This is a genomic window from Agrococcus beijingensis (assembly GCF_030758955.1).
In the GTDB taxonomy this organism is placed as follows: domain Bacteria; phylum Actinomycetota; class Actinomycetes; order Actinomycetales; family Microbacteriaceae; genus Agrococcus; species Agrococcus beijingensis.
This window is the reverse complement of the sequence record NZ_CP132360.1, coordinates 1,998,315-2,021,765: the sequence shown is the minus strand read 5'-3', so window position 1 is coordinate 2,021,765 and position 23,451 is coordinate 1,998,315. Positions and strand designations below refer to the sequence as shown.

The following is a 23,451-nucleotide window of genomic DNA, read 5'->3' as shown; positions in this document are numbered from 1 at the left end:
AAGCCGATGAGCAGCGCGCAGCACGCCAACCTCGACCAGCGCACACGCGAGGAGAAGGATCGCGAGGCCGCGATGGGCGAGGTCTCTGCCGTGCTGCTGAACCTCGAGCATGCGGTCTCTCGCGCCGAGAAGGCGCTGAAGTCGATCAAGAAGACGGGCGCGCACCCGAACGCCGAGCTCGCGCTCGCTCGTGAGATCGAGGTGCTGCGCGCCTCGCGCAAGCGCCTGATGCAGCAGACCTACTACGGAGCAGTCGACTCCCTCCAGATGTTCTGATGGCGGTCCGCTCCGGCGCCGAGATCCAGCATGCCCTGACGGCGTTCGTCTCGAAGTGGAAGCAGTACCAGGGCAGCGAACGAGCCGAGGCTCAGACCTTCCTCAACGAGCTCTACGCCGCCTATGGCACCGACCGCACCGAAGCCGGTGCGAAGTTCGAAGACTTCAAGACGTCGGCCGGCTTCATGGATCTGCACCAGCCTGGCGTGCTGATCGTCGAGATGAAGAAGCCGGGCCGCTCGCTCGAGGAGGCCGCCGAGCAGCGTCGCCGCTACTGGCAGGAGTCGAGCGATCACGACAGCGACACCCCCGCCGCTCGCTGGGTGATCGCCAGCAACTTCCACGAGTTCGAGATCTGGGAACCCGGCCGGTTTCCGAACAATCCGCGAGCGCGCTTCACGCTTGAAGAGCTGCCCGATCACTACGACGCACTGCTGTTCCTGCAGTCCGAGTCGATCGAGCCGGTCTTCTCCGAGCATCGCCGTGAGCTCACCACCGACGCGGCTCGACACATCGCCGACCTCTATCGCTCGATGGCCGACCGTGGCGCGGCGCCGCTGGACGAGATCCAGCGATTCACCATGCAGCTGGTGTGGACGCTGTTCGCCGAAGACCTGGGCATGCTCGACGGCTACCCGCTGCAGCAGACGGTCGAGCGGTTGCTCCGCGAGGAGGAGCCCGATTCGTCACGCGACCTCGGCCACCTCTTCAAGCTGCTGAACCAGAAGGGCGACCAGAACCGCCGCGGCGTCTACGCCGGCACGCGCTATGTCAACGGTGAGCTGTTCGCGAAGTCGGATGCGGTCTACCTGACGCGCGATGAGCTCGTGCACCTCAAGCGCGCATCGGAGTTCGACTGGCGCCAGGTGAATCCGACGATCTTCGGTTCGCTGCTCGAGGGCGTGCTCGGCGACGAGCAGCGGGCCAGCCTCGGCGCGCACTACACGCACGAGGCCGACATCATGAAGATCGTCACGCCCACGATCGTGCGGCCGTGGCGCGAGCGCATCGAGGCGACCTCGACCAGCACCGAGGCGCGCGAGCTGCTCGACGAGCTCTGCGGCTTCCGCGTGCTCGACCCGGCGTGCGGCTGCGGCAACTTCCTCTACGTCGCCTACCGCGAGCTGCGTGGCCTCGAGGCGGAGCTGAAGGCACGCGTCGCTGATCTGGCGGCGCGGGACGGACTTCCCAAGCCCAAGGATCTGCCGTTCTACCCGCTCGCGAACGTGCAGGGCATCGACATTGAGCAGGTCGCCGTGCAGATCGCCCGCGTCGTGCTGTGGATGGGCCACCGGCAGATGGTCGACCGCTACGGCGAGGCAGAGCCGGTGCTTCCCCTTCAGGACCTCTCGGCGATCCGCGCCGCCGACGCACTCCGCACCGAGTGGCCGGAGACGGACGCGATCATCGGCAATCCGCCGTTCCTCGGCGCCAAGCTGATTCGGCCGAGTCTTGGTGACGGCTACGCGGATTGGTTGATCTCACGGTTCGGCGTCGGTGTGAAGGACCTCTGCGTCTATTGGTTCCGCAAGGCACACGAGCACCTCCAGTCAGGGCAACGAGCTGGACTCGTCGCGACGAACTCCATTTCACAGACGGCGGCACGGCAGGCTTCACTGGACTTCATCCTGAGCACTGACGGAGTGATCACTTCCGCAGTCTCAAGTCAGAAGTGGCCCGGTGATGCGAAAGTCCACGTCAGCATCGTGAACTGGCGCCGCGGCCCGCGGGAGCGAGATCTGTTCGAGCTCGACGGGCGCGAGGTCGTGGGTATCTCCGCGTCCCTCGTTGCTGCGTCAGCTTCCTCTTCCTACAGACCCGCGAAGCTCGTGCAGAATCTTCAACGGTGCTTCGCAGGCGTCGTGCCGCAAGGTAGAGGCTTCGTGATCGACGAAGTCACGGCGCAGAGCCTGCTGGAGGACCCCCAAGCCCACTATCGGGATGTCGTGAAGCCCTTCCTCACCGGTCAGGACCTCGTGCAGCGACCTCGCCACGACGCATCGCGCTGGATCATCGACTTCGCTTCGCTGTCCCTCGAAGAAGCAATGCGTTACCCGCGCGCGATCGCGCACCTTCGCGACACCACCAAGATCGAACGCGAGTCGTCGTCGAACCGTGCAGTAGAGCCGCGGTGGTGGCTCTTCGGCCGCCGAGTGGAAGGGATGCGAAGCGTCGTCGCCGGTCTCTCCAGATTTGCTGCCGCCGCCGCCACAAGTAAGCGCCTCGAGCTTGCCTGGGTCGATGCCGCCACCTGCCCGAACAACGCAACAATCGTCTTCGGCTTTGACGATGACTATTCCTTCGGCGTTCTCGCCTCAGCCGCTCACGAGGCCTGGGCCTGGGCGCAGTCGTCAACTCTGAAGGGAGATCTCCGTTACACAAACGCTGCGGTGTTCGAGACTCTCCCATGGCCGGAGTCCACCCAAGCACAACGTCACGCGATCGGGGAAGCGTCACGCGCCCTGTACGCGCGACGCAGCGAGCTCTGCATCGAGCACGACATGGGGCTCACGAAGCTCTACAACCTGATGGACGACGGGGCGTTCCAGGATCTCGCCGCGCTGCACAAGCGCCTCGACGAGGCCGTGGTCACCGCCTACGGTTGGCCGAAGTCGATCGCGCAGGACGCCGACGCCCTCGTCGCCCGCCTCACCGAGCGCAACCGTGAGATCGCCGAGGGCGAGCGCCCGTACGCTCCGTTCCGAGAGCACTGACGGGAGTTCGCGCCGGGGAGATCCGCAGGACCGTGCATGTCAGTGGCCCGTGATGCAATGCCTGCATGGACACGAACGGGCTTNCACTGACGGGAGTTCGCGCCGGGGAGATCCGCAGGACCGTGCATGTCAGTGGCCCGTGATGCAATGCCTGCATGGACACGAACGGGCTTGATGGCGAGGAGTACATCGCCGCGATCCGTGCTGGCGCGGTCGACCCGTTCGGGCAGACCGCCGACGAGCTGCAGGCGTCGCTGGACGACTTCGATCTGGAGCTGAACCGTCGGATCCTGGCGATGACCGACGAGGAGGTCGCCGCCGGCGCGCAGCTGCCGCCGCTGCCGCGGGAACCGGAGTCGCCGCCGCAGGAGCGACTGCGGCAGGACACCGAGTTCGTGGCGCGGTTGCGGGCGATCGAGACGCAGTCGGCGCGGATGGAGGGCGAACGCCGGGCGCTGCTGGCCGCCCACATGCAGCGCGTCATCGACATGGCCGGCGATGCCGGCCCGAAGGTGAAGGAGCTGGCCATGATGGCCGCGGTCGAGCTGGGCCTCACCGGTGCCGGGATGGTGCAGCGGATGACGGAGGCGTGGACGATCGTCACCGAGCTGCCCGCCGCCCACGACGCCGCCACGCAGGGTCGCATCACGACGTCGCATCTGCGGATCATCGAGGCCGAGACCCGGCCGCTGCGGCTCGACACCGAGGTCGCGCCCGCCGAGCGGGCGCGCGTCGTCGATGAGTTGGTGGCGGTCGCGGAAGCCACGAGCACCAGCCGGCTGCGGTCGCGGGCGAAGCGGATCGTCAACGAGGTGCTCACCGTGCCGCTGCAGGTCCGCCACGATGCCGCGCGGGCGCGGCGGCAGGTGTCGCTGTTCCCCGGCGGCGACGGCATGGGCGATCTGGTGGTGCACGGCCCGATCCTGGAGCTCACCGCCTGCATGGACCGGCTCACGCAGGCCGCACGGCGGAAGCCGAAGGACGATCCGCGCACCTTCGACCAGTTCCGCACCGACGCGCTGCTGGAGCTGATGCTCGCCGGTGTCGTGCCGGAGGACCTGCACGGCGTCTCGCCGATCAAGGCGCACGTGGCGATCACGATCCCCGCGACCGAGCTGCTGCACGACCCGGACGAGCAGGACCCGGAGCTGCTGGAGCTGCGGTTCCCGGCCGCGCTGGACGGGAAGGTGCTCGTCGACCGCGACACCGCCCGCCGGATCGCGGGCGACACGGCCACCTGGGAGCGGCTGTTCACCCACCCCGTCACCGGCGTCGCGGTGACCGTCGACACGCACCGGGCGTCGGCGGCGCAGCGGCGGTGGCTGCAGGGCCGCGACGGCCGCTGCCGGGGACCGGGCTGCGACCGGTCGGTGCTGCGCGCCGACGTCGACCACACGAAGGACTTCGCCGGCGGCGGCCTGACCACCCTCAGCAATCTCGAGCATCTGTGTCGCAGCGACCACGGGCTCAAGCACGAGACCCGCTGGGGCGTGGAGCAGCTGCCCGGCGGGGTGCTGCGCTGGACCTCCCAGATCGGCCAGGTGAGCATCGATGAACCGCCACCGGTCGGGCCACGCTTCACCGACATGCCCCGCAGCAGACCGAAGCCGCCCAAGCGGAGCGCAGCCGAGCGACGCCGAGACCAGCGGGAAGCCATCGCACAGTTCGAAGCCGACCGCTTGGCGGGCGTGGAATTGCCGCCTCCGCCGCCCGGCTCCTTGTGGAGCGAGCGCGAGCCCGCGAGCGACGAACCGCCGACGCCGTTCTGAGACACCCGGGCCGGATCGCGAACCTCCGACATGGCGGCGATGGGCCCGGAACGCCTTCGGCGACGGGGAAGGGACGTGAGAGGGGCTCTTCGCCGTTGAAGGCGAGGCGGGTGGATGCCTGGTCGATGCTCGCGAGTCAAGGCTGAAGGACGCCGTCGGGGTCGGCGACCTCGACCTCTCGACCCTCGGCGCGCATCCGCTCGACCGCCTCGAGCAGCAGACGCCGCCCGACGTCGGTCGCGGAGGCGGCGCGCGAGAGGTCGAGCACGATCGGTGCCCCGTCGTCGGGCAGTTCGGCAAGCTCGCGCACCGCGACCTCCGCCGCTGCGAAGTGCATGGTGCCCTGCAGCTGCACCTCGCGCATCCCGTCGCCGTCGTCGTCGGGCTCGACCACGCCGTACAGCACGTGCGAGGCCACCTCGGGCGCGTGCATGAGGTGCAGCCCGAGCTCGGCCGACAGCCGCTCGAAGGCGCGCACTCCCCGCACGCTGTTGCCGATCTCGTCGAGCCGAGGCGAGAAGGCGCCGATGCCGACCTGGCCCGGCAACGAGCCCAGCACGCCGCCCGACACCCCGCTCTTCGCCGGTATGCCGACGGTGCTCATCCAGTCGCCGGCCGCGTCGTACATGCCGCAGGTCGCCATCACGCTCAGCACCTGCGTGCACACCCAGGGAGGCACGACACGCTCGCCCGTCACCGGGTTGCGGCCGCCCGCGGCGAGCGTCATCGCCATCACCGCGAGGTCGCGCACGTCGACCAGCAGCGCGCACTGGCGGATGTAGCCGTCGACCGCGTCGTGCGGCTCGCCGTCGAGCTTCCCCTGCGCGTGCACGAGGTAGGCGAGTGCGAGGTTGCGGCTCGCCACCGTGCGCTCCGACTCGTACACGGCCTCGTCGACCTCGAGGTCGCGACCGGCGAAGGCAGACAGCCCCTGCCGCAGTCGCGCGTCTCGCCGCCTGCGACTCATACCGGCCTCGCCGACCAGCGCGTGCGTGGTGATCGCGCCGATGTTGATCATCGGGTTGCGGGGCCGCCCGTTCTGCTCGAGCGAGATCTCGTTGAACGCATCGCCCGAGGGCTCGACGCCGACATGCTCGAGCACGGTGTTGCGGCCGCGGTCGGCGAGCGCCAGCGCATACGCGAACGGCTTCGAGATCGACTGGATGGTGAAGCGGTGCGCATCGTCGCCGCTGCCGTAGACGGTGCCGTCGATCGTGCACAGCGCGATGCCGAACCGATCAGGATCGGCATCGGCGAGCTCAGGGACGGTGTCGAGCACCTCGCCCTCGTCGCCTTCGGCACTCGCGCGCCGCACCTCGTCGAGCAGGTCGGGCACGGGGTTGCGCATGCGCCGAGGCTAGCGGTGCGAGATCCGACGTCCTCGGAGGTCGGAGACGATGCTCGCGAGCGCACGCGCCTCGAGCAGCCGCCACGACGTGCCGTCGACGGAGCCCGCGATGGCGCGGCGCTCGACCTCGCCCCAGGGCACCGTGTGGTCTGGGTCGAGCGTCATGAGCAGCCAATAGAGACGATCGGTCGCCTCGTCCTGCGACGCGTGCAGCGACGACGTCGCTCGGCCGGCGATCCCGGCCGCGCGACGCCGCATCATGGTCATGCCGCCAGGATGCGGTGGCGCGACCCGATCGCACAAGGCGCGGTGGCCATTGTTCACGCGAGCGTAACCTCGCGCGAGCAGGACTCAGGCCGACGCATCCGCCTCATCGTCGTCGACCCACTCGAGCAGGTCGCCCGGCTGACACTCGAGCACGCGGCACATGGCGTCGAGGGTCGAGAAGCGCACGGCCTTCGCGCGGCCGTTCTTCAGCACCGCGACGTTGGCGGGCGTGAGGCCGACGCGCTCGGCGAACTCCCCCACGCTCAGCTTGCGCTTCGCCAGCTCGACGTCGATCCGCACCACGATGGCCATCAGATGACCTCGTCGAGCTCAGCGCGGAAGGCGGTCGCCTGCCGGAGCAGGCCGCGCATCACGACCATCAGCAGCAGCGGCAGCGACGACAGCACGACGACGCCGAACAGCAGCATCGGGATGCCCGGGTCGCGCATCTCGGGCGTGAAGAAGATGACCGTCACGAGCACCAGCGCGCCCGCGGCGAAGACGCTCCAGCCGATCGCGAGCGCCCACACGATGCCGTCGACCCAGCGGCGCGATGCGTCGCCGAAGAAGCGGTCGCGATGGATGAGCGTCAGCAGCCGCCAGATGCAGGCCACCACCGCCAGCACGCTGAGCAGCACCACCGTCAGCACGGCCTGCGCGGCGATGCGGAACGGCACCGCCTCGTCGGCGAGCTCACCCGGCAGCGACAGCCCCATGATGACGAGGAGCCAGAGGGCGGCGATGACGAGCATGGCGCGAAGCAGGAGGACGATCCAACGAGAACGAAGCATGCATCGATCCTCGCTCAAAATCTATCGATTGTCAATCGGTGCGCCTGCGCGGCGGCGTGACGTCAGGAGAAGCGTTGCGTCGCGCGCTCCCTCGCCCGCAGCTGCAGGATCGCCTCGACCTCGGCGCACAGCGCCAGCTGCTGCACCGAGCGAGGATCCGTGCGCGGCAATGGGGAGGCGTTCTCGAGCTCGGCGAGCAGTGCGCGCAGCCGCACGACTCGATCCTGCTCGCCCAGCTCGGCGATGTCTGCGTTCGTCACCGGCCGAAACTACCTGTCTGATTTCTCGCACGACGCCTCGACCGGCCGCACTGAAGCAAGTGCTGAGCGGCTGCTGAGCAGGGCACCGGCGAGCGGCTCGGCGATCCCGCGTGAACCGGTCAGCGCGAACCGGTCAGCGCGGCATGGTTGCATCGGATGCGTGAAGGCATCCGCGCAGACCGAGGCACGTCGGGAGTCGCGTGCGATCGCCGCCGCGTGGGCCTCCTTCGGAGCGGGGCTCGCCTTCGGCCTGATCGCGCTCGCGGGCCAGCCGCGACCCATCGCCGGAGACGACGGCGTCGCCCCGCCGGCCGCCGGCATCGCGGCGATCATCACCGCGGCGGCCTTCGTGCTGAGCACGCTGCTGCATCGGCGCGCCGACACCGCGCCGATGCCGCCGTGGCAGACGGCCGTCGAGCACGCTGCCACCGCGGCGATCACGCTCGCGTTCGGCGCGGTCGCGTATGTCGGGGTGCTCACCGGCGGCGAGATCCTGGCGATCGGCCTGCAGGGGCTCGAGGCTCCGGCGATCGGCGGCGCGCTGCTGACCGGCGTCGCGAGCGCGACGGGCGGCTGGCTGGCGTTCCGCGCCGGCGTCGACCTGACCACCCGTGACCTCGCCAACCTGCTGTTCGCCTACCTGACGATCGGCACCGTCTTCGCGATGATCACCGCGGCCGACCCCACCTGGTGGCAGCGCCACTTCTCGGATCTCGGCAGCGGCGACGGCGCATGGGCGTTCAACGGCACCGTGGTGGTCGCGGGACTGCTGGTGGCGGTGGTGGGCGCCTACGTCGGCCGCGACCTGCACCGGTGGCTCGGCGACGCCGCGCTCCCCCGCATCGGCGCTGTCGTGCTGCTCTTCGCGCTCACCGGCGGGGCGCTCGCCGGCGTCGGCCTCTTCCCGCTGCAGCTCACACCCGTGTTGCACAACATCGCGGCGTTCGGCACGCTCGGGCTCTTCGCGCTCACCGCCGTGGTGGTGACGGTGGTCATGCCCGGGCCGCCGATGACCATGCTGCTCACCACCATCGGCGCGGGCGTCGCGCTGGTGGTCGCGGTGCTGCTGCGGTGGCCGTTCGCCGTCTACAGCGCCGCCGGCCTCGAGGCGGTCGCGGTGGGCATCATGTTCGTCTGGATGACCACGCTCGTGCGCACCCTGAGCGCCTTCGCGCCGGAGGCATCCCGCCCCTCTGCTCTGCCGAGCCTGCGGCCGCGTGCGAGCATGGGCGCGTGAGCAGCGAGCCGACGGCGCACGCCCGCGCCCGCCCGGGCGACCGCGCGCGGCAGGAGCTGCAGGCGGTCGTCACCGCCGCGATCGCCGGCGTGCTCGCCTTCGTGCTCGGGCTGGCGCTCATGGGCGACGGCCTGCGCCCCATCGGCGGCGACGGCTCGGTCGCCCGCATCGCCGCCTTCACGACCGGTGCTGCCGCAGCCGCCTCGTTCGTCGCCGCCCGCCTGACCAGCGACCTGCCGCTGTCGAGGCTCGGCGAGCGCCTCGAGCGCACGGTGAGCATCGTCGGCGCTGCCGCGATCGCGCTGGTCTGCTTCGGCCTCGGCTACCTGGCTGCGCTGTCGGCGGGCGAGATCATGCAGGCCGGCTTCGTCGGCCTCGAGCTCGATGCCTTCGCGGGCGCGCTCGCCTGCGCGCTCGCAGGAGCGACGGCGGCCTACGTCGCGCATCCGCTCGGGCACGACATCAGCACCCGCACCCTCGGCACGCTGGTGCCCGCGTTCCTGGTGGTCGGGGTGGTGTTCTCGATGCTCACGGCCTCCGACGAGCAGTGGTGGCAGCTGCACTTCTCGCAGCTGGGCGCGGGCGGCGGCATCTCCGGCTTCGCGTTCAACATCACGCTGGTGCTGTCGGGCCTGCTCGTGTCGACGATGGGCGCCTACGTGCGCGGCGACCTCGAGGCCGCGACCGTCGGCTCGGCGGCGCGCAGCGCCCGCTGGGTGGGCCGCCTGCTGGCCGCGATCGGGCTCTGCATGGTGCTGACGGGCCTCGTGCGCGTCGACATCGCCGAGTGGCTGCACATCGGCTTCGCGTCGAGCATGGTGGTGCTCTTCTGCGTGCTGTGCGTCGGGCTGCCGCGCTTCGCGCCCCGGCTGCCGAAGGCCATCCACGTGGTGTCGATCGCGATGGTCATCGGCACCGTCGCCGCCCTGGCGCTGTGGGTGCCGGTCGGCTACTACAACTTCACCGGCTTCGAGTTCGCCGCCTGCGGCCTGATCTTCGTGTGGCTGAGCGCGTTCATCAGGGCGATCGACGCGGCCACCGCAGACCGCGAGGATGCCGCGGCGCACCCGCTGCCGCTCGCCGACTCGACATCGGTGGCCGCAGGCGGCAAGGTTGGCACATGAGTGAACACGATCCCGCCGAGGCGGAGACGCCGCAGGACACCCCCGAGGGCACCGAGACGGCTGAGGAGGCGCAGCGGCGCAAGTTCCGCGAGGCGCTCGACAAGAAGAAGCTCGGCCACCACGGCCAGGGCATGAACGCCAGCAGCGGCGTGCAGGGCGCCCACTCGGGCCCCGCCGTGCAGAAGCGCGTGCACCGCCGCAAGAGCGGCTGAGCCGCACCGCACCCACCCAGCCCGTCGAGAGGTACGCCTCCGGCCGACAGGCACGCGCACGCCGCCGCCTGTCGGGCGGGGGCGTACCTCTTGCCATTGCGGCTGCGCACGGCGGGCGGATGCACTGGCCCGCGCGGGCGGGCACGGCCCGCAGGCGCGTGGCCGGGCCCCGCGAGCCGGTCAGGCCGCGCGAGCAGGTCAGGTCACCCGAGCCGGTCAGGCCGGAGCGTCGCGGTCGGCCGTGGCCAGGTAGCTGAGCTGCGCCGACGTCGACGCCTCGGCGGCCGTGCGCACGCGGTCGTCGAGGTCGACGTAGACGATGTCGGCGACGTCGGCGACCTCGGCGTCTGCGGCGCTCACGCCCAACTGCGTCAGCGCCGCCCGCACCTGCTCGAGCCGGTCGAGGCGGTGCGCGCGGTAGCTGCGCGCGGCCTCGGCCACCGACGGCAGCGGGTCGCCGTGGCCGGGCAGCACCTCGAGGTCGCCGAGCGCCTCGAGCCGGTCCAGGCTGGCGAGGTAGGGGGCGATGGCGCCGTCGGGGTGCATGATCACCGTCGTGCCGCGGCCGAGGATCGTGTCGCCGGTGAGCACCGCCCGGCCCGGCACGACGATCGAGATCGAGTCGTGCGTGTGGCCCGGCGTCGCCAGGATCTGCAGCTCGACGTCGCCGACCGGGATCCACTCGCCGTCGACGAGGGGCTCGCCGCCGTGGCACTCGTCGGGATCGAGCCCGCGCAGCACCGCCCCGGTCGAGCGGGCCAGCTCGCGCGCCGACTCGGTGTGGTCGGTGTGCTTGTGCGTGACCAGGATCAGCCGCGGCTGCAGCGCCACCAGCCGCTCGACGTGCTCGACATCGGCCGGCCCCGGGTCGACCACGATCTCGCCGCCGATGACGTACGTGTTCGTGCCGTCGAGGGTCATGGGTCCGGGGTTGGGCGCGAGGATGCGCTCGATCTCCACCATGCCCACACCGTACGCCGCCGGGCTGGGGGCGCGGTGCTCACGACCGGTGCGGCCAGCGCGCCGCCGCCGCGATGTCAGCGGCCTCTGCTCCCATGGAGGCATGGATCCGCTCATGCTCATCGCCGCACTGGTCACCGCCGTGGTCGCCGCGCTGCTCGCCGGCGCCCTGGGCGCCCTGCTCGGGGTGCGCGTCGGGCGTGCGCGCGAGGCGGCGGGGCGCGCGACGGCCGCCGGCGAGCTGCAGAGCTCGCGCGGCCGGCTCGAGGTGCTCGAGGCCGAGCGCGAGCGCGAGCGCGACATCGCCGATCGCCGCCACGCCGCGCAGCTCGAGGAGGTGCGGGCGGAGGCCGAGCGCCGGGTCGCCGAGGAGCGCCAGCGCGGGCGCGACGCCCTCACCGAGCTGCAGGCCGACACCGAGCGGCGCGCCGACGAGTTCGCCAAGCTCTCCAGCGCCGCGCTCGAGCGCAACTCCGCGCTCTTCCTCGCGCAGGCCGAGGAGCGGCTGCGCCGCTCGCAGACCGAGGGCGCCGCCGAGCTCGCCAAGCGCGAGGCAGCGGTGCAGCAGCTCGTGGACCCGCTCGCGAAGTCGCTCGACTCGGTGCGCACGGAGGTGACCGCGGCAGAGAAGGCTCGCGCCGAGGCCAACGCCGCGCTCGCCGAGCAGCTGCAGGCGATGCGCTCGAGCTCCGAGCAGCTCACCGTCGAGACCCGGCAGCTCGTCACCGCCCTGCGCGCCCCGCAGGTGCGCGGGCGCTGGGGCGAGCTGCAGCTGCGCCGGGTGGTCGAGTCGGCCGGCATGCTCGAGCACGTCGACTTCACCGAGCAGGCGCACCACGTCACCGACGACGGCGCCCTGCGACCCGACATGCTCGTGCACCTGCCCGGCGACAAGCAGGTCATCGTCGACTCGAAGGTCGCCTTCAACGGCTACCTCGAGGCCATGGAGGCCCGCGACGACGCGACCCGCGACAAGCGGCTCGACGCCCACGCGCGACACCTGCGCGACCACATCGACCAGCTCAGCTCGAAGGCCTACTGGGAGGCCGTGCCCGGCTCCCCCGAGTTCGTCGTCATGTTCATCCCCGCCGAGCCCTTCCTGAACGCCGCGCTCGAGCGCGACCCGACGCTGTTCGAGCGCGCGTTCGCCAAGAACGTCGTGCTGGCGACCCCCGCCACGCTCGTCGCGCTGCTGCGCACGGTGGGCTACACCTGGCGGCAGGAGCAGCTCGCCGGCGAGGCGCAGCAGGTGCTCGAGGTGGGCCGCGAGCTGCACAAGCGGCTCGGCACCATGGGCGGGCACCTGACGACCCTCGGCAGCCGTCTCAACAAGACGGTCGAGGCCTACAACCAGTTCAACGCATCGCTCGACCGCAACGTCGTCACGCAGGCCCGCCGCTTCTCGAGCCTGCAGGGGCTCGAGCCGGCGCTCGAGCGCACGCCGCCGCTTGAGGTGCTCGCCGTGCCGGCGCAGAAGGCCGACATCCACGCGGCCGATCCCCAGCCGTCCGACGCCGACCATGAGATCGCCAGCCTGGCGCGCGGATCAGCGGCAGATGAGGCCACCTCAGCGGTAGCGTGAAGGCGTGAGCGACACCCCCACCGCAGCGACGGTCGTGCTGGTGCGCGACGGCAAGGGCGCCATCGAGGTGCTGCTGCTGCAGCGCCCCGACCGCGGCACGTTCGCCGGCGGCTGGGTCTTCCCGGGCGGCAAGGTCGAGCCGCTCGACGAGGCGCACGACGAGCTCGCCACCGCGCGCAACGCCGGCGTGCGCGAGACGGCCGAGGAATGCGGGCTGATCGTCGCCCCCGACGACCTGCTGCCGCTGTCGCACTGGTCGCCGCCCGCCAACCTCGCCGCGCGCTTCAACACCTGGTTCTTCCTCGCCGAGGCACCCGAGGGCGAGATCGTGCTGCAGGCGGCCGAGGCGATCGCGCACGAGTGGATCCGACCGGCGGATGCGCTGAAGCGGCATGGGGCAGGCAGGCTGCGGCTGTTCCCGCCCACGTGGGTGACCCTCGACACGCTGCTCGCTTTCCCGACCGTCGAGGCGGCGCGGCGAGCGATCGCCGCACGCGGGCCCGCCGACTACGCGACGAAGCAGGACCCTGAGCGCGGCCTGGCGCTGTGGGCGGGCGACGAGGCCTACGACGGCGCCGCCGACACCGACGAGGGGCCGCGGCACCGCCTGCACGTCGGCTCGCTGCCCTGGCGGTTCGAGCACCGCTGAGGCCAGTCCCGCCGGTCTCGCTCGGCCGGCATGATCGCGACCAGCACCGGCGGCGATGCGTCGGCCGGTGCGTTCAGCCCACCAGGTCGATGAACGCCTGTGCTGCGGGCGACGGGTGGAAGCCACTCCAGAGCAGGTGCTCCACCCGGTGCGGCCCGTCGGTCACCGCGACGGACACCAGTTCCGGCAGGCGCAGCTCGTAGGTCGACGGCAACAGCGCGATGCCCAGCCCGCGTCGGACCATCTGCTCCATCAGATCGGCAGCGGAGACCTCGAAGTCGACCGAGCGCACCACACCGGCTGCTGCGAACGCGCGATCGGACTGCGCACGACCCGGTGTGCCGGCCGCGAAGTCGACGAAGGTCTCGTCCGCGAGATCGGCGAGCCGCACCCGCTTGCGGCTTGCGAGCGGGTGCTCGACCGGCAGCACCGCGCGCAGCCGGTCACGGGCCAGCTCCCGCGCCGCCACGCGGGCCGGTGGCGGCACCGATTGCTCGAGCCCCACGAAGGCGGCATCCAGTGCACCGCGCATGACCCGCGCAGCCAGCTCGTCGCTCGCTGCCACCTCGAGCGAGATGCGCACCTTCGGGTGCCGAGCGCGGAATCGCTGCAGGAGCTCCGGCACGTCGACCGCCGCGACGGTCGGGATCACCCCGACGGCCAGCCGGCCCCGCACTTCGCCCATCGCGGCTGCCGCACCCGCGACGGCGCGCTCCGCCGCATCGAGGCTCTGCCTGGCGGCCGCCACAAACGCCTCGCCCGCCTGCGTGACCTCGACACGGCGGCTGGATCGCGCGAAGAGCTGCACGCCGAGCTCGCGCTCGAGCTTGGCGATCTGATGGCTGAGCGCTGACTGGACGACGAGGCATCGCTCTGCCGCGCGCGTGAAGCTGCGCGTCTCGGCCACGGCGACGACGTAGCGCATCTGCTGGAGCTCCATGAATTCATGATCCATCACGATTGATGGGATGACAACCATGTGTTGGACTCATCGCTGGCGGGGGCCGACACTGAAGCCATGACGACATCAGCGCAAGCGCACCCCCGGCGGCGGCGATGAGCACCACCGTGGCCCCGCTGAGCGCGCCGACGACCAACAGAGCCGGCCTGATCGCGGCGACGGCCTTGGCGCCCGCGGTCTGGGGCACCACCTACCTCGTGACGACCGAGCTGCTGCCCGCGGGGCATCCGCTCTTCGCCGCGCTCGTCAGGGCGCTCCCGGCCGGTCTGCTCGCTCTCGCGATCAGTCGGACCATGCCGAGCGGCAGCTGGTGGTGGAAGTCGGCAGTGCTGGGCATCCTGAACATCGGCGTCTTCTTCCCGCTGCTGTTCGTCGCTGCAGAGCGACTGCCGGGTGGCGTCGCCGCGACGCTCGGGGCCGGGCAGCCGCTGATCGTCGCCCTGCTCGCCGTCGTGGTGCTGGGCGAGTCGCTGTCGACGTGGCGCCTGGGCTGGGGCATCGTCGGCCTGGTCGGCGTCGGGCTGGTCGTGCTCGGCCCGGGAGCCGTGCTCGACCCGCTCGGCATCGTCGCCGGCCTGGCGGGTGCTACGGCGATGGCCCTCGGCGTCACCCTGACGAAGCGCTGGGGGCGACCGGCCGGCACCGGGCCGCTCGCCTTCGCCGGCTGGCAGCTCACCGCCGGCGGCCTCTTCCTGCTGCCACTGACCGTGCTGCTCGAGGACATGCCGAGCGTCAACCCGGCGGCTGCTCTCGGCTACGGCTGGCTCGGGCTCGTCGGTGGCCTGCTCGGCTACACGCTGTGGTTCCGCGGCATCGGCCGTCTGCCCGTGACCGCGACCGCTCTGCTCGGACTGCTGTCGCCGCTCGTCGCGGCGGCGCTCGGCGCGGTCGTGCTGGGCGAGAACCTGAACGCGCTGCAGCTCACCGGATTCGGGCTGGCGCTCACCGCGCTGCTCGCCGGGCAGCTCAGCCCACCACGCAAGGAGACCACGTGAGGATCACCGTCATCGGCGCGAGCGGCATGGTCGGCTCAGCCGCTCCCGACGAGGCGCTGCGGCGCGGCCACAGCGTGACCGCCGTCGCGCGGCAGCCGCCGGCGCACCCCGCGCGGCCGGGCGTAACGGCGCACTCGGTCGCCGCCGACGACGCCGCGATGCGCCCGCTGCTGGCGGACGCGGATGCGGCCGTCGTCGCGATCCGCGCCAGACCGGGCGAGGACTCCTCGGTGGCCGAGGCGACCGCGACCCTCCTCGACGCAGCAGCGGCCACCGGCACACGCCTGCTCATCGTGGGCGGCGCCGGCCCGTTGCGCACCCCCGGCGCGCCGCACGTGCGGCTGGTCGACAACCCCGACTTCGTGCCCGTGGGTGCCCGTGGCCTGGCGAGCCCTCGCGCTCGCCAGCAGCGAGCAGCTGCGCGTATGCCGGCAGCACGGCTCGGCTGACTGGGTCTACCTCAGCCCGTCGGCGATCCTCGAGCCCGGCGCTCGCACGGGCAGCTACCGCCGGGGCACGGACACGGCGCTGATCGGCGCGGACGGCCGATCGCGGATCACCACCGAGGATCTCGCGGTCGCCGTCATCGACGAGCTCGAGCTGCGTTCGTCAGATCGCCACCTCACCGTCGGCTGCTGACGGCACCACTCGGCTGCCACCAAGGTCATGACCGGGTGCAGCTAGGGGCGCTCCCACGGCGCGACCGGCCCCGGTTCGACCAAGAACAGCGGGTGCGGCACGGGCCGGCGCGCCAGGCCGAGCCGCTCGGGGCTGCGCTGCGCCAGCTTCGCGCGCAGATGCCGCCACTCGTGCTGCAGCTGCCCGTCGGAGACGATGATGACCGGCGCCGGGCCCGGCCGATCGATGCGGGACCGGTCGAACCTGTAGCCGCGCGCCTCGGCCGCATCGGCGACCGCCGACAGGTAGGCGCCGACGCTCGCGAGCGGGTCGGGCTGCGCGAGGAAGCGCTCGAGCTGCGGGTGGCGCGTGTAGCCGCGCGTGCGACCGGCGATCACCGCCTGCGCCAGCAGCGCCTCGCGCCAGCACGCCGTCAAGCCCTGCCGGTCGAGCAGGCCAGGATGCAGCGACCAGAGCCTCACCGCGGGCCCTCGACGTCGGGGCCCTCGACCTCGGGGCCCTCGTCCTGGGCGCCCTCGGCCTCGGCCGCCGCGACGATGCGCCCCGCCATCAGCTCGAAGATCACATGGTGCGCGGGCACCAGCGACCACCAGTAGAGCCGGCCCGCGAGGCCGCTGGGCAGGAACACCGCGCGCTGCCGGTAGTGCGAGCGGGCGGCGCCAGAGCCGGCGGTGCCGTCCGCGGCGGCGACGCCTGCGACCGGCTCGACCGAGAACTCGATCCACGCACGGCCCGGCACCTTCATCTCGGCACGCAGGCGCAGCATCCGCCCCCGATCGATGCGCTCGACCCGCCACCAGTCGACGGTGTCGCCCTCGCGCAGCGAGACCGGGTCGCGGCGGCCGCGACGCAGCCCGACCCCGCCCACCAGCCGGTCGGCGAGGCCTCGGATGCTCCACAGCAGCGGCACCGAGTACCAGCCGCGCTCGCCGCCGATCGCCTCGATCACCCGCCAGACCGCGTCGGTCGAGGCGGTGGTGGTGCGCTCCCTCGCATCCTCGAACACCGTCGAGCCCGACCAGTCCGGGTCGCTGGGCAGCGGGTCGGCGGGGGCGCCGGCCGCCGACGCAGAGCGCCAGCTCGACTCGATGTCGCCGGCCCGCTCGCGCACCAGCGCGAGCCGCACGGCGTCGCGGTAGCCGGTCAGGCCGCCCTCGGGCGGCGGGATCACGGCGTCGATGCGACGCTCCTCGACCACGCAGTCGTGCAGCAGCGAGCCGATCAGCGGGATCGCGATCGCGCGAGGCACGGGCGTCACGAGGTTGACCCACTGCGAGGCGAGCCAGGGCGTCAGCACCGGCAGCGGTGCGATCGGACGCTGCGGCAGGCCCGCTTCGACCGCGTACCCGTTCATCGTCTGACCGTAGCGCAGCACGTCGGGGCCGCCGACGTCGAAGGCGCCGTGCACGTCGTCGGGCAGGCTGGCCGCCTCGACCAGGTAGTGCAGCACGTCGCGCACGGCGATCGGCTGCACGAAGTTGCGCACCCACCGGGGCGCCGGCATGTAGGGCAGCACCTCGGTCAGGTGCCGGATCATCTCGAACGACGCCGAGCCCGAGCCGATCACGATGCCCGCCTCCAGCACGATCGTCGGCACGCCCGACGCCAGCAGCGCCTCGCCCACCGCGACCCGCGAGGCGAGGTGCTTCGAGAGGTGCTCCCCCTCCGGATGCAGACCCGACAGGTAGACGATGCGGCGCACCCCGGCCTGCTTCGCGGCCGCCGCGACGTTCCGCGCCTGCGCGAGCTCCGCCTTCGCGAAGTCGCCGCCGGCCGCCATCGCGTGCACCAGGTGGAAGACGACGTCGATGCCCTCTACCGCGCGACGCACGTCGGCGGCCACCTCGAGATCCCCCGCGACGACCTCGACCGCATCCGCCCATGACGCATCGCGCAGCCGCCCGGGATCGCGCGCGAGCGCCCGCACCTCGTGCCCGGCCTCGACCAGCCGCGGTGCGAGGCGCCCGCCGATGTAGCCCGTCGCACCCGTCACCAGCACGCGCCTGCCGCTCACCGCACCCCCATCGCCCACGCGATGCAGAGCATCGTCACCACGAAGCCGCAGGCGTAGTTCACCCACAGGAACCGCCGCCAGCCGCGGTTCGCCTCGGCGCTGCCCACGTCGTCGATGCTCCAGAACGGGGCGGCCAGCACGATGTAGGGCACCGCCACGACCGCGCCGAGCCACGCGGGCCAGGGCGTCAGCAGCATGAGCAGGCCGGCCGCCGCCCACAGCGCGATCGACAGGCGCACCGTCGCGCGAGCACCCAGCACGGTCGCGATCGAGTGGATGCCGCCCTGACGGTCGGGGATGACATCCTGCACCGCGCCGAACGCATGGCTCGCCATGCCCCAGCAGAAGAACGCGACGAGGAGCGCGACGAGCTGCGGGCTCCAGTCGGCGCCGGCCAGCACGAGGCCGTAGACCGCGGGGCTCACGAAGTGGGTGCTCGAGGTGATCGAGTCGAGCACCGGCACCTCCTTGAAGCGCAGCCCCGCCACCGAGTAGGCGGCGACCGCGAACAGGCTCACGCCGAGCACGATCCACGACGCCGGCCCGCCGATGAGCACCAGGGCCACGACGAACGGCACGGCGAGGCCGATCGACCAGGCGAGCGTCGCGCGGTGGCTGGAGGGCGGCAGCAGCGCGCCCTCCATGCCGCCCTTGCGGGGATTCTGCGCGTCGGATGCGTAGTCGAAGACGTCGTTGATGCCGTACATCGCGAGGTTGTACGGCACGAGGAAGAACAGCGTGCCGATGATGAGCCGCGCGTCGACCTGGCCGGTCGTCAGCAGCATGGCGGCCGCGAAGGGGAACGCGGTGTTGATCCAGCTCACGGGGCGCGACGCCAGCAGCAGCCGGCGGGCGAGGCCGGTGTCGGCGGCGACCTCAGGCATCGGCACGCTCCCGGCGAGGCTCGTCGGCGGTGCCGGACGAGCGCCAGGGGCCGAGCAGCCGCCACAGGCTCGCCACCAGCAGCGGCGCGACCAGCGCGTACCCGAGGTCCTCGACGGGAGCGACGCCGACCCGCAGCCCCAGCAGCAGCGACTCGTCGTAGCGGAACAGGTCGACCGCGATCATGATCGAGTCGAAGACCACGGTGAGCACGAGCACCAGAAGCGAGGCGAGCCCGAGCGCCGCCCAGCCGCGACGGTCGCTGCGGAAGGCGACCCCCGCCGTGACGACCGCCGCCAGCAGCACGGGCAGGAGCACCAGCGCGTAGCTCATGCGCTGCGCTCCGCCGTGCGCGCTCGCCGCCACGCGAGCAGCCGCTCGGCGCCGGCGTAGGCGACCAGCGACACGTAGGCGAGGAAGGTGATGAAGACGAGCTCCTCGATCGGCAGGTGCGGCAGCAGCTCGAAGCCGGTCATCCACGGCGATGCGCCGAGCTTGAAGTTGCCGGTCGCGATGCCGGCGAGGTCGATGAGCAGCAGCACCGCGGCGGTGCCCAGCACGGCGATGGCGGTGCGCGGGGCGTCGCGGAACAGCGCGAGCCGCCAGCGCAGGTCGAGCAGGCCCGTGCCGATCGCCGAGAGCAGCAGCACGCCGAGGTAGACGAGCGTCATCGCGCCGCCTCTCGCTCGAGCGGCTGCAGCGGACCTGTCGACCGCTCGCCGCGCACGTGCTTGACGACCAGCTCGGCAGAGATCAGGCACATGGGCACGCCGATGCCCGGCACGGTCGTGGCGCCGGCGAGCAGCAGGCCGCGCACCGAGCCGTGCTTCGTCGAGCCGCGCAGCATCGCGCTCTGCCGCAGGGTGTGCGCGGGCCCGAGGGCGGTGCCGCGCCAGGAGTCGTGGTCGGCGGCGAAGTCGGCCGGCCCGATCGTGCGGCGCGTGACCACCCGCCCTGCGAGATCGTCGATGCCGGCCCAGTCGGCGATCTGCGCGATCGCGCGATCGGCGATCAGCTCGACGTCGGCGTCGCCCGCGCCGTCGATGCCGCCATGCCCGAGCCGCGTGTCGGCGGGCACCGGCACCAGCACGAAGAGCGCCTCGTGGCCGGCGGGCGCGACCGAGGGGTCGGTGGCGGATGTCCTGCTCACGTAGAGCGAGGCGGGATCGGTGACGCCGTCGATCGCCCGCACCGCAGGCGCGCCGAAGATGCGGTCGAAGCCCTGCTCCCAGTCGCGGGCGAACAGCAGCGAGTGATGCGCGAGCTGCGGCAGCTCGCCCTCGACGCCGAGCATCACGAGCACCGCCGACGGCCCCGCGACGCGCTTCGCCCAGCGGCGCCGGCCGCGCTCGGCGACGCCGGGCTCCTGCGCGAGCAGCTTGGTGTCGGTCGCGTGGCCGTCGACGGCGGAGACGACGATGTCGGCGTCGATGCGGCTGCCGTCGGCGAGCACCACGCCGCGGGCCTCGCCCTGCTCGACGACGATGCTGCGCACGTCGGCGCCGGTGCGGAGCGCGGCGCCGGCCTCCGTGGCCAGGCGGGCCAGCGCATCCACGATCACCCCGAAGCCGCCCTGCGGGTACCAGACGCCCTCGACCAGGTCGAAGTGGCTCATCAGGTGGTACATCGAGGGCGCCGACTTCGGCTCGGTGCCGAGGAAGACGGCCGGGTAGCCGAGCACCTGCCGCAGCCGCGGGTCGCGCACGACCCCGGCGACCCGAGACTCGAGCGTCTCGGCCAGCAGGCGCAGCAGCGTGCCGACGCGGCCGCCGAGGCCGAGGCCGGTGAACGCGCCGAGCGAGTCGAAGCGGTTCGACAGCAGCCCGCCGGTGGCGAGCTCGGCCGTCTCGGTCGCCGACGCGAGGTGGGCCCGCAGCCGCTCGCCCGCACCGGGCTCGATCGCCTCGAAGCGCGACAGCGTCACCTCGACGTCGCCCGAGACCTCGAACGGCTCGTCGTGCCCCTCGAAGAGCACCCGGTAGGCGGGGTCGAGGCGCACCACGTCGACCTCTGCCTCGAGGCTCGAGCCGAGCAGGCGGAACGCGTGCTCGTAGGGCTCGCGCATGAGCATCCAGGAGGGCCCGGTGTCGAACGTGAAGCCCTGCGAGCGCCAGGTGCCCGCGCGGCCGCCGAGGGCGGAGCCCCGCTCGAGCAGCGTCACCTCGTGGCCGTCGCGCGCGAGCAGGCCGGCCGAGGCGATGCCGGCGATGCCGCCGCCGATGACCACGATGCGGCTCATCGGGCGACCTCGGCCCGCTCGGCGCGCTCGGCGCGCACCATGCGCGGCGCGCTCGTGCGGGCGATGCTCGCGCCGACCGCGGCTCTGGCGACGATCGCGGCCTTCTCGAGCCGCGGCACGCTGATGCGGCGCAGCGGCAGCTCCTCTGCCGGGGTGGCGCGGATGCGTCGGGCGAGGGCCGCGAAGATGTCGTGCGCGGCGCTGACGGCCGGGCGGGCGCTGCGCGGCAGCAGGCCGATCGTGCCGCGCGCGATGCGCAGCTCGCCCTCGAGCCGGTCGAGCACGCGGCAGACGGCCTCCTCGGTCGGGTGCGCCGGGTCGAGGCCGGGCAGGTAGGCGCGGCCGAGCACGTCGGCGTCGGCGCCGATGTCGCGCAGGAAGTTGACCACCTGGAAGGCGCGGCCGAGCGCTCGGGCACCGCGCGCCACGGTGCGCGCCTGCGCGTCGGGCAGCTGCTCGCCGCCCAGGAAGCAGCGCACGCACATGATGCCGATGACCTCGGCGGAGCCGTAGATGTAGCTGCGCAGCTCGCGCTCGTCGACGAAGGCGACCGGGTCGAGGTCGCGCCGCATCGCGGCGAAGAAGGGTGCCGTCTGGCCGGTGTCGATGCCGACGCGGCGGGCGGTCTCGGCGAAGGCGTGCACGACGAGGTCGGCGCTGAAGCCGGTCGTGAGCGCCCGCTCGACCTCGCGCTCGAGGGCGTCGAGCACCTCGCGGCAGGCGGCCTGGTCGAGGCCCGACTCGGCACCGCAGCCGTCGACGATCTCGTCGGCCACGCGCACCAGCGCGTAGACGGTCTGGATGTCGCCGCGCATGCCGGGCGGCAGCAGCCTGCTCGCGAGCCCGAACGAGCTGGAGTAGGCCTCGATCACGGTCGCGCTCGCCCGTCGGGCGGTCGCCGTGTAGAGGTCGAGGCCGGTCATCGGCTGCGCTCCGCGCAGCGCTCGAGCATCGCCAGCAGCTCGGTGCGCAGGCGCTCCTCGACGGGCGCCTCGGCGATCATCGCGCGTGCCTCGGCGGCCTCGGCGGCGATGCGCTGCTCGACCGCGTCGAGCGCACCGCTCGCGCGCATCGCGGCGCGCACGCGGGCGGCCCCGCCGGCGTCGGCGCGCGGGTCGCCGTAGTCGCGCGTGGCGGTCGCCCAGATCGGGTGGCGGCTCGCGAGCGCCGACAGCAGCGTGGGCGCTCCGGCGCGGATGTCGCTCAGCGCGCTCTTGCCGGTGGTCGCCTCGTCGCCGAAGACGCCCAGCACGTCGTCGCGCAGCTGGTAGATCACGCCGATGCGCAGGCCGATGGCGCCGAGCGCCGCGACCGCGCCCTCGTCGCGACCGCCGAGCACGGCGCCCAGCTCGAGCGGCGCGCGGAAGGAGTAGTCGGCGGTCTTGCCCTCGAGGATCCGCTGGATCGCGCTCTCGTCGGGCACCGCCCCGGCGAGCAGCACGTCGTCGTGCTCGCCCTCGGCCGCGCGCACCATGGCGCGCTCGACGATGTCGACGAGGCGGGTGCGGTCGCGCGTGGGCAGGTCGAGCCGCGCGATGGCGGCGAGCGCGCGCACGAGCAGGGCGTCGCCGGCGACGATCGCGGTGGTGAGGCCCAGCCGTGCGGCCGCCGTGGCCGAGAGCCCCGCGGAGGCGCCGGTCTGGGCTGCGGCTCGGGCGACGGATGGCTCGCCCCGACGCTCGTCGTCGGCGTCGATCACGTCGTCGTGCACGAGCAGCGCCGCGTGCAGCAGCTCGATCGCTGCGGCCGTCGCCACGATCGCGTCGCGCGGAGCGCCCGGGCCCGCCGCGGCGATCACCAGGCGCGGCCGCAGCAGCTTGCCGCCGATCGCCGCGCGAGCGGCGGCCGCCTGCACCGGATGCGGACCGGTGGGCGCGGCGAGCTGCGCGATGCGCTGCTCGACCTCGGCCAGCAGCGTCGGGGCGTCGACGGTGGTCATGCGGCACCCGCCAGCAGCGGCAGCTGCTCGGCCTGCAGCACCAGCCAGGGGCTGAACGCCCACGGCGTCGCGCGGATGCCGGCCAGCAGCCGCTCGGGCTCGACCCACTGCACCTCGGCGACCTCGGCCGGATCCGGATGCAGCGGCGCGCTCAGCCGGGCGATGAAGACCGGGCAGCGCTCGTGCTCGACGATCCCGCTCGCGTCGACCGCGCGGTAGGCGAAGTCGGGCAGGGCGAGCTCGAGCGCGTCGGCCTCGGTGCCGAGCTCCTGCCAGAGGCGGCGGCGCACGGCGCCGTCGAGCGTCTCGCCCGGCGCGGGGTGGCCGCAGCAGGCGTTCGTCCAGACGCCGGGCCACGCGATCTTGCTGAGCGCACGACGCGTGACGAGCATCCGCCCGTCGTCGTCGAGCAGGTGCAGCGAGAACGCCAGGTGCAGCGGGGTGTCTGCATGGTGCACGGTGGCCTTGGGCGCGGTGCCGACGGCGTTGCCCTCGTCATCGAGCAGCACGACGAGCTCCTGCTCGAGCTGGGCTTGGATCGACATGCGGTGAGCGTAGCAAATAATTAGCCCACGCAACTATGAGCCTTTGCA

Annotated in this window: 27 protein-coding genes; 11 read left to right on the top strand and 16 right to left on the bottom strand. The window is 72.5% G+C overall.

Features of this window, described 5'->3' with window-relative positions:
* The first annotated feature begins 6 nt into the window (after positions 1-6).
* The 3 genes from Q9250_RS09745 to Q9250_RS09735 all read left to right on the top strand — a co-directional run bounded on the left by Q9250_RS09745 (position 7) and on the right by Q9250_RS09735 (position 4,759).
* Positions 7-276, top strand: coding sequence for a hypothetical protein (locus tag Q9250_RS09745; RefSeq protein WP_306231688.1), 270 nt, complete (start codon positions 7-9; stop codon positions 274-276).
* On the top strand, positions 276-2,990 hold the full coding sequence (locus Q9250_RS09740; protein WP_306231687.1) for a DNA methyltransferase: 2,715 nt from the start codon (positions 276-278) through the stop codon (positions 2,988-2,990). Before Q9250_RS09745 ends, Q9250_RS09740 begins: the two co-directional genes overlap by 1 nt.
* Before the next feature lie 155 nt (positions 2,991-3,145).
* Positions 3,146-4,759: an HNH endonuclease signature motif containing protein gene (locus Q9250_RS09735; protein WP_306231686.1), complete on the top strand. Its 1,614-nt coding sequence runs from the start codon at positions 3,146-3,148 to the stop codon at positions 4,757-4,759.
* Positions 4,760-4,895: 136 nt separating this feature from the next.
* Here the strand turns inward: Q9250_RS09735 and glsA are convergent, their stop codons facing one another.
* The 5 genes from glsA to Q9250_RS09710 form a co-directional block, all read right to left on the bottom strand.
* On the bottom strand, positions 4,896-6,107 hold the full coding sequence (gene glsA / locus Q9250_RS09730) for a glutaminase A (protein ID WP_306231685.1): 1,212 nt from the start codon (positions 6,105-6,107) through the stop codon (positions 4,896-4,898).
* A 9-nt stretch (positions 6,108-6,116) separates the two neighbouring features.
* Positions 6,117-6,374, bottom strand: a complete 258-nt coding sequence (locus Q9250_RS09725; RefSeq protein ID WP_306231684.1) for a hypothetical protein — start codon at positions 6,372-6,374, stop codon at positions 6,117-6,119.
* 84 nt (positions 6,375-6,458) lie between these two features.
* The gene (locus Q9250_RS09720) at positions 6,459-6,686 is read right to left on the bottom strand and encodes a helix-turn-helix domain-containing protein (protein WP_306231683.1); all 228 of its coding nucleotides are present in this window, start codon (positions 6,684-6,686) and stop codon (positions 6,459-6,461) included.
* Positions 6,686-7,165, bottom strand: a complete 480-nt coding sequence (locus Q9250_RS09715; RefSeq protein ID WP_306231682.1) for a DUF2975 domain-containing protein — start codon at positions 7,163-7,165, stop codon at positions 6,686-6,688. Before Q9250_RS09715 ends, Q9250_RS09720 begins: the two co-directional genes overlap by 1 nt.
* Before the next feature lie 62 nt (positions 7,166-7,227).
* Positions 7,228-7,425, bottom strand: a complete 198-nt coding sequence (locus tag Q9250_RS09710) for a hypothetical protein (RefSeq protein WP_306231681.1) — start codon at positions 7,423-7,425, stop codon at positions 7,228-7,230.
* 160 nt (positions 7,426-7,585) lie between these two features.
* Between Q9250_RS09710 and Q9250_RS09705 the strand changes: the two genes are divergently transcribed.
* From Q9250_RS09705 to Q9250_RS09695, 3 genes are read left to right on the top strand one after another with little or no spacing between them, the layout of a single operon-like run.
* Entirely contained in the window at positions 7,586-8,662 is a 1,077-nt protein-coding gene (locus Q9250_RS09705) for a DUF998 domain-containing protein (RefSeq protein WP_306231680.1), read from the top strand.
* Positions 8,659-9,786 (top strand): DUF998 domain-containing protein, encoded by a 1,128-nt coding sequence (locus Q9250_RS09700; protein WP_306231679.1) that lies wholly within the window; start codon positions 8,659-8,661, stop codon positions 9,784-9,786. Before Q9250_RS09705 ends, Q9250_RS09700 begins: the two co-directional genes overlap by 4 nt.
* Complete coding sequence (locus tag Q9250_RS09695) at positions 9,783-9,998, top strand: DUF5302 domain-containing protein (RefSeq protein ID WP_306231678.1); 216 nt, start codon at positions 9,783-9,785, stop codon at positions 9,996-9,998. The genes Q9250_RS09700 and Q9250_RS09695 overlap by 4 nt, the downstream gene beginning before the upstream one ends.
* Before the next feature lie 216 nt (positions 9,999-10,214).
* Here Q9250_RS09695 and Q9250_RS09690 read toward each other — a convergent pair whose 3' ends face one another.
* Positions 10,215-10,961, bottom strand: coding sequence for an MBL fold metallo-hydrolase (locus Q9250_RS09690; RefSeq protein WP_306231677.1), 747 nt, complete (start codon positions 10,959-10,961; stop codon positions 10,215-10,217).
* A 100-nt stretch (positions 10,962-11,061) separates the two neighbouring features.
* Here Q9250_RS09690 and Q9250_RS09685 point away from each other — a divergent pair, with 100 nt between their 5' ends.
* Together Q9250_RS09685 and Q9250_RS09680 are read left to right on the top strand one after the other, a co-directional pair.
* Positions 11,062-12,540, top strand: a complete 1,479-nt coding sequence (locus Q9250_RS09685; RefSeq protein ID WP_306231676.1) for a DNA recombination protein RmuC — start codon at positions 11,062-11,064, stop codon at positions 12,538-12,540.
* A 4-nt stretch (positions 12,541-12,544) separates the two neighbouring features.
* Positions 12,545-13,189 carry an NUDIX hydrolase gene (locus Q9250_RS09680; protein WP_306231675.1) on the top strand — a complete coding sequence of 215 codons (645 nt, stop codon included), beginning with the start codon at positions 12,545-12,547 and terminating at the stop codon, positions 13,187-13,189.
* A 73-nt stretch (positions 13,190-13,262) separates the two neighbouring features.
* Here Q9250_RS09680 and Q9250_RS09675 read toward each other — a convergent pair whose 3' ends face one another.
* Positions 13,263-14,129: a LysR family transcriptional regulator gene (locus Q9250_RS09675; protein ID WP_306231674.1), complete on the bottom strand. Its 867-nt coding sequence runs from the start codon at positions 14,127-14,129 to the stop codon at positions 13,263-13,265.
* Between the two features lie 116 nt (positions 14,130-14,245).
* Between Q9250_RS09675 and Q9250_RS09670 the strand changes: the two genes are divergently transcribed.
* Genes Q9250_RS09670 through Q9250_RS09660 form a run of 3 tightly spaced genes read left to right on the top strand, consistent with a single transcriptional unit; the run spans position 14,246 to position 15,784 of the window.
* The gene (locus tag Q9250_RS09670) at positions 14,246-15,145 is read left to right on the top strand and encodes an EamA family transporter (protein ID WP_306231673.1); all 900 of its coding nucleotides are present in this window, start codon (positions 14,246-14,248) and stop codon (positions 15,143-15,145) included.
* Complete coding sequence (locus tag Q9250_RS09665) at positions 15,142-15,594, top strand: NAD(P)H-binding protein (RefSeq protein ID WP_306231672.1); 453 nt, start codon at positions 15,142-15,144, stop codon at positions 15,592-15,594. The genes Q9250_RS09670 and Q9250_RS09665 overlap by 4 nt, the downstream gene beginning before the upstream one ends.
* A complete protein-coding gene (locus tag Q9250_RS09660; RefSeq protein ID WP_306234010.1) occupies positions 15,524-15,784 on the top strand; it encodes an NAD(P)-dependent oxidoreductase in 261 nt (86 codons plus the stop codon). The genes Q9250_RS09665 and Q9250_RS09660 overlap by 71 nt, the downstream gene beginning before the upstream one ends.
* 41 nt (positions 15,785-15,825) lie before the next feature.
* On the opposite strand, the gene Q9250_RS09655 is transcribed toward Q9250_RS09660, so the two are convergent.
* The 9 genes from Q9250_RS09655 to idi are packed head-to-tail and all read right to left on the bottom strand — an operon-like array spanning position 15,826 to position 23,403.
* Entirely contained in the window at positions 15,826-16,245 is a 420-nt protein-coding gene (locus Q9250_RS09655; RefSeq protein WP_306231671.1) for a pyrimidine dimer DNA glycosylase/endonuclease V, read from the bottom strand.
* Complete coding sequence (locus Q9250_RS09650) at positions 16,242-17,798, bottom strand: SDR family oxidoreductase (RefSeq protein ID WP_306231670.1); 1,557 nt, start codon at positions 17,796-17,798, stop codon at positions 16,242-16,244. The genes Q9250_RS09655 and Q9250_RS09650 overlap by 4 nt, the downstream gene beginning before the upstream one ends.
* Positions 17,795-18,682: a prenyltransferase gene (locus Q9250_RS09645; protein WP_306231669.1), complete on the bottom strand. Its 888-nt coding sequence runs from the start codon at positions 18,680-18,682 to the stop codon at positions 17,795-17,797. The genes Q9250_RS09650 and Q9250_RS09645 overlap by 4 nt, the downstream gene beginning before the upstream one ends.
* Positions 18,675-19,013: a lycopene cyclase domain-containing protein gene (locus Q9250_RS09640; RefSeq protein WP_306231668.1), complete on the bottom strand. Its 339-nt coding sequence runs from the start codon at positions 19,011-19,013 to the stop codon at positions 18,675-18,677. Before Q9250_RS09640 ends, Q9250_RS09645 begins: the two co-directional genes overlap by 8 nt.
* Positions 19,010-19,351 (bottom strand): lycopene cyclase domain-containing protein, encoded by a 342-nt coding sequence (locus tag Q9250_RS09635; protein ID WP_306231667.1) that lies wholly within the window; start codon positions 19,349-19,351, stop codon positions 19,010-19,012. Before Q9250_RS09635 ends, Q9250_RS09640 begins: the two co-directional genes overlap by 4 nt.
* Positions 19,348-20,919, bottom strand: coding sequence for a phytoene desaturase family protein (gene crtI / locus Q9250_RS09630; protein WP_306231665.1), 1,572 nt, complete (start codon positions 20,917-20,919; stop codon positions 19,348-19,350). Before crtI ends, Q9250_RS09635 begins: the two co-directional genes overlap by 4 nt.
* A complete protein-coding gene (locus tag Q9250_RS09625; RefSeq protein ID WP_306231664.1) occupies positions 20,916-21,842 on the bottom strand; it encodes a phytoene/squalene synthase family protein in 927 nt (308 codons plus the stop codon). The genes crtI and Q9250_RS09625 overlap by 4 nt, the downstream gene beginning before the upstream one ends.
* A complete protein-coding gene (locus Q9250_RS09620; RefSeq protein WP_306231663.1) occupies positions 21,839-22,858 on the bottom strand; it encodes a polyprenyl synthetase family protein in 1,020 nt (339 codons plus the stop codon). Before Q9250_RS09620 ends, Q9250_RS09625 begins: the two co-directional genes overlap by 4 nt.
* Positions 22,855-23,403, bottom strand: coding sequence for an isopentenyl-diphosphate Delta-isomerase (gene idi / locus Q9250_RS09615; protein WP_306231661.1), 549 nt, complete (start codon positions 23,401-23,403; stop codon positions 22,855-22,857). The genes Q9250_RS09620 and idi overlap by 4 nt, the downstream gene beginning before the upstream one ends.
* Positions 23,404-23,451 lie beyond the last annotated feature (48 nt).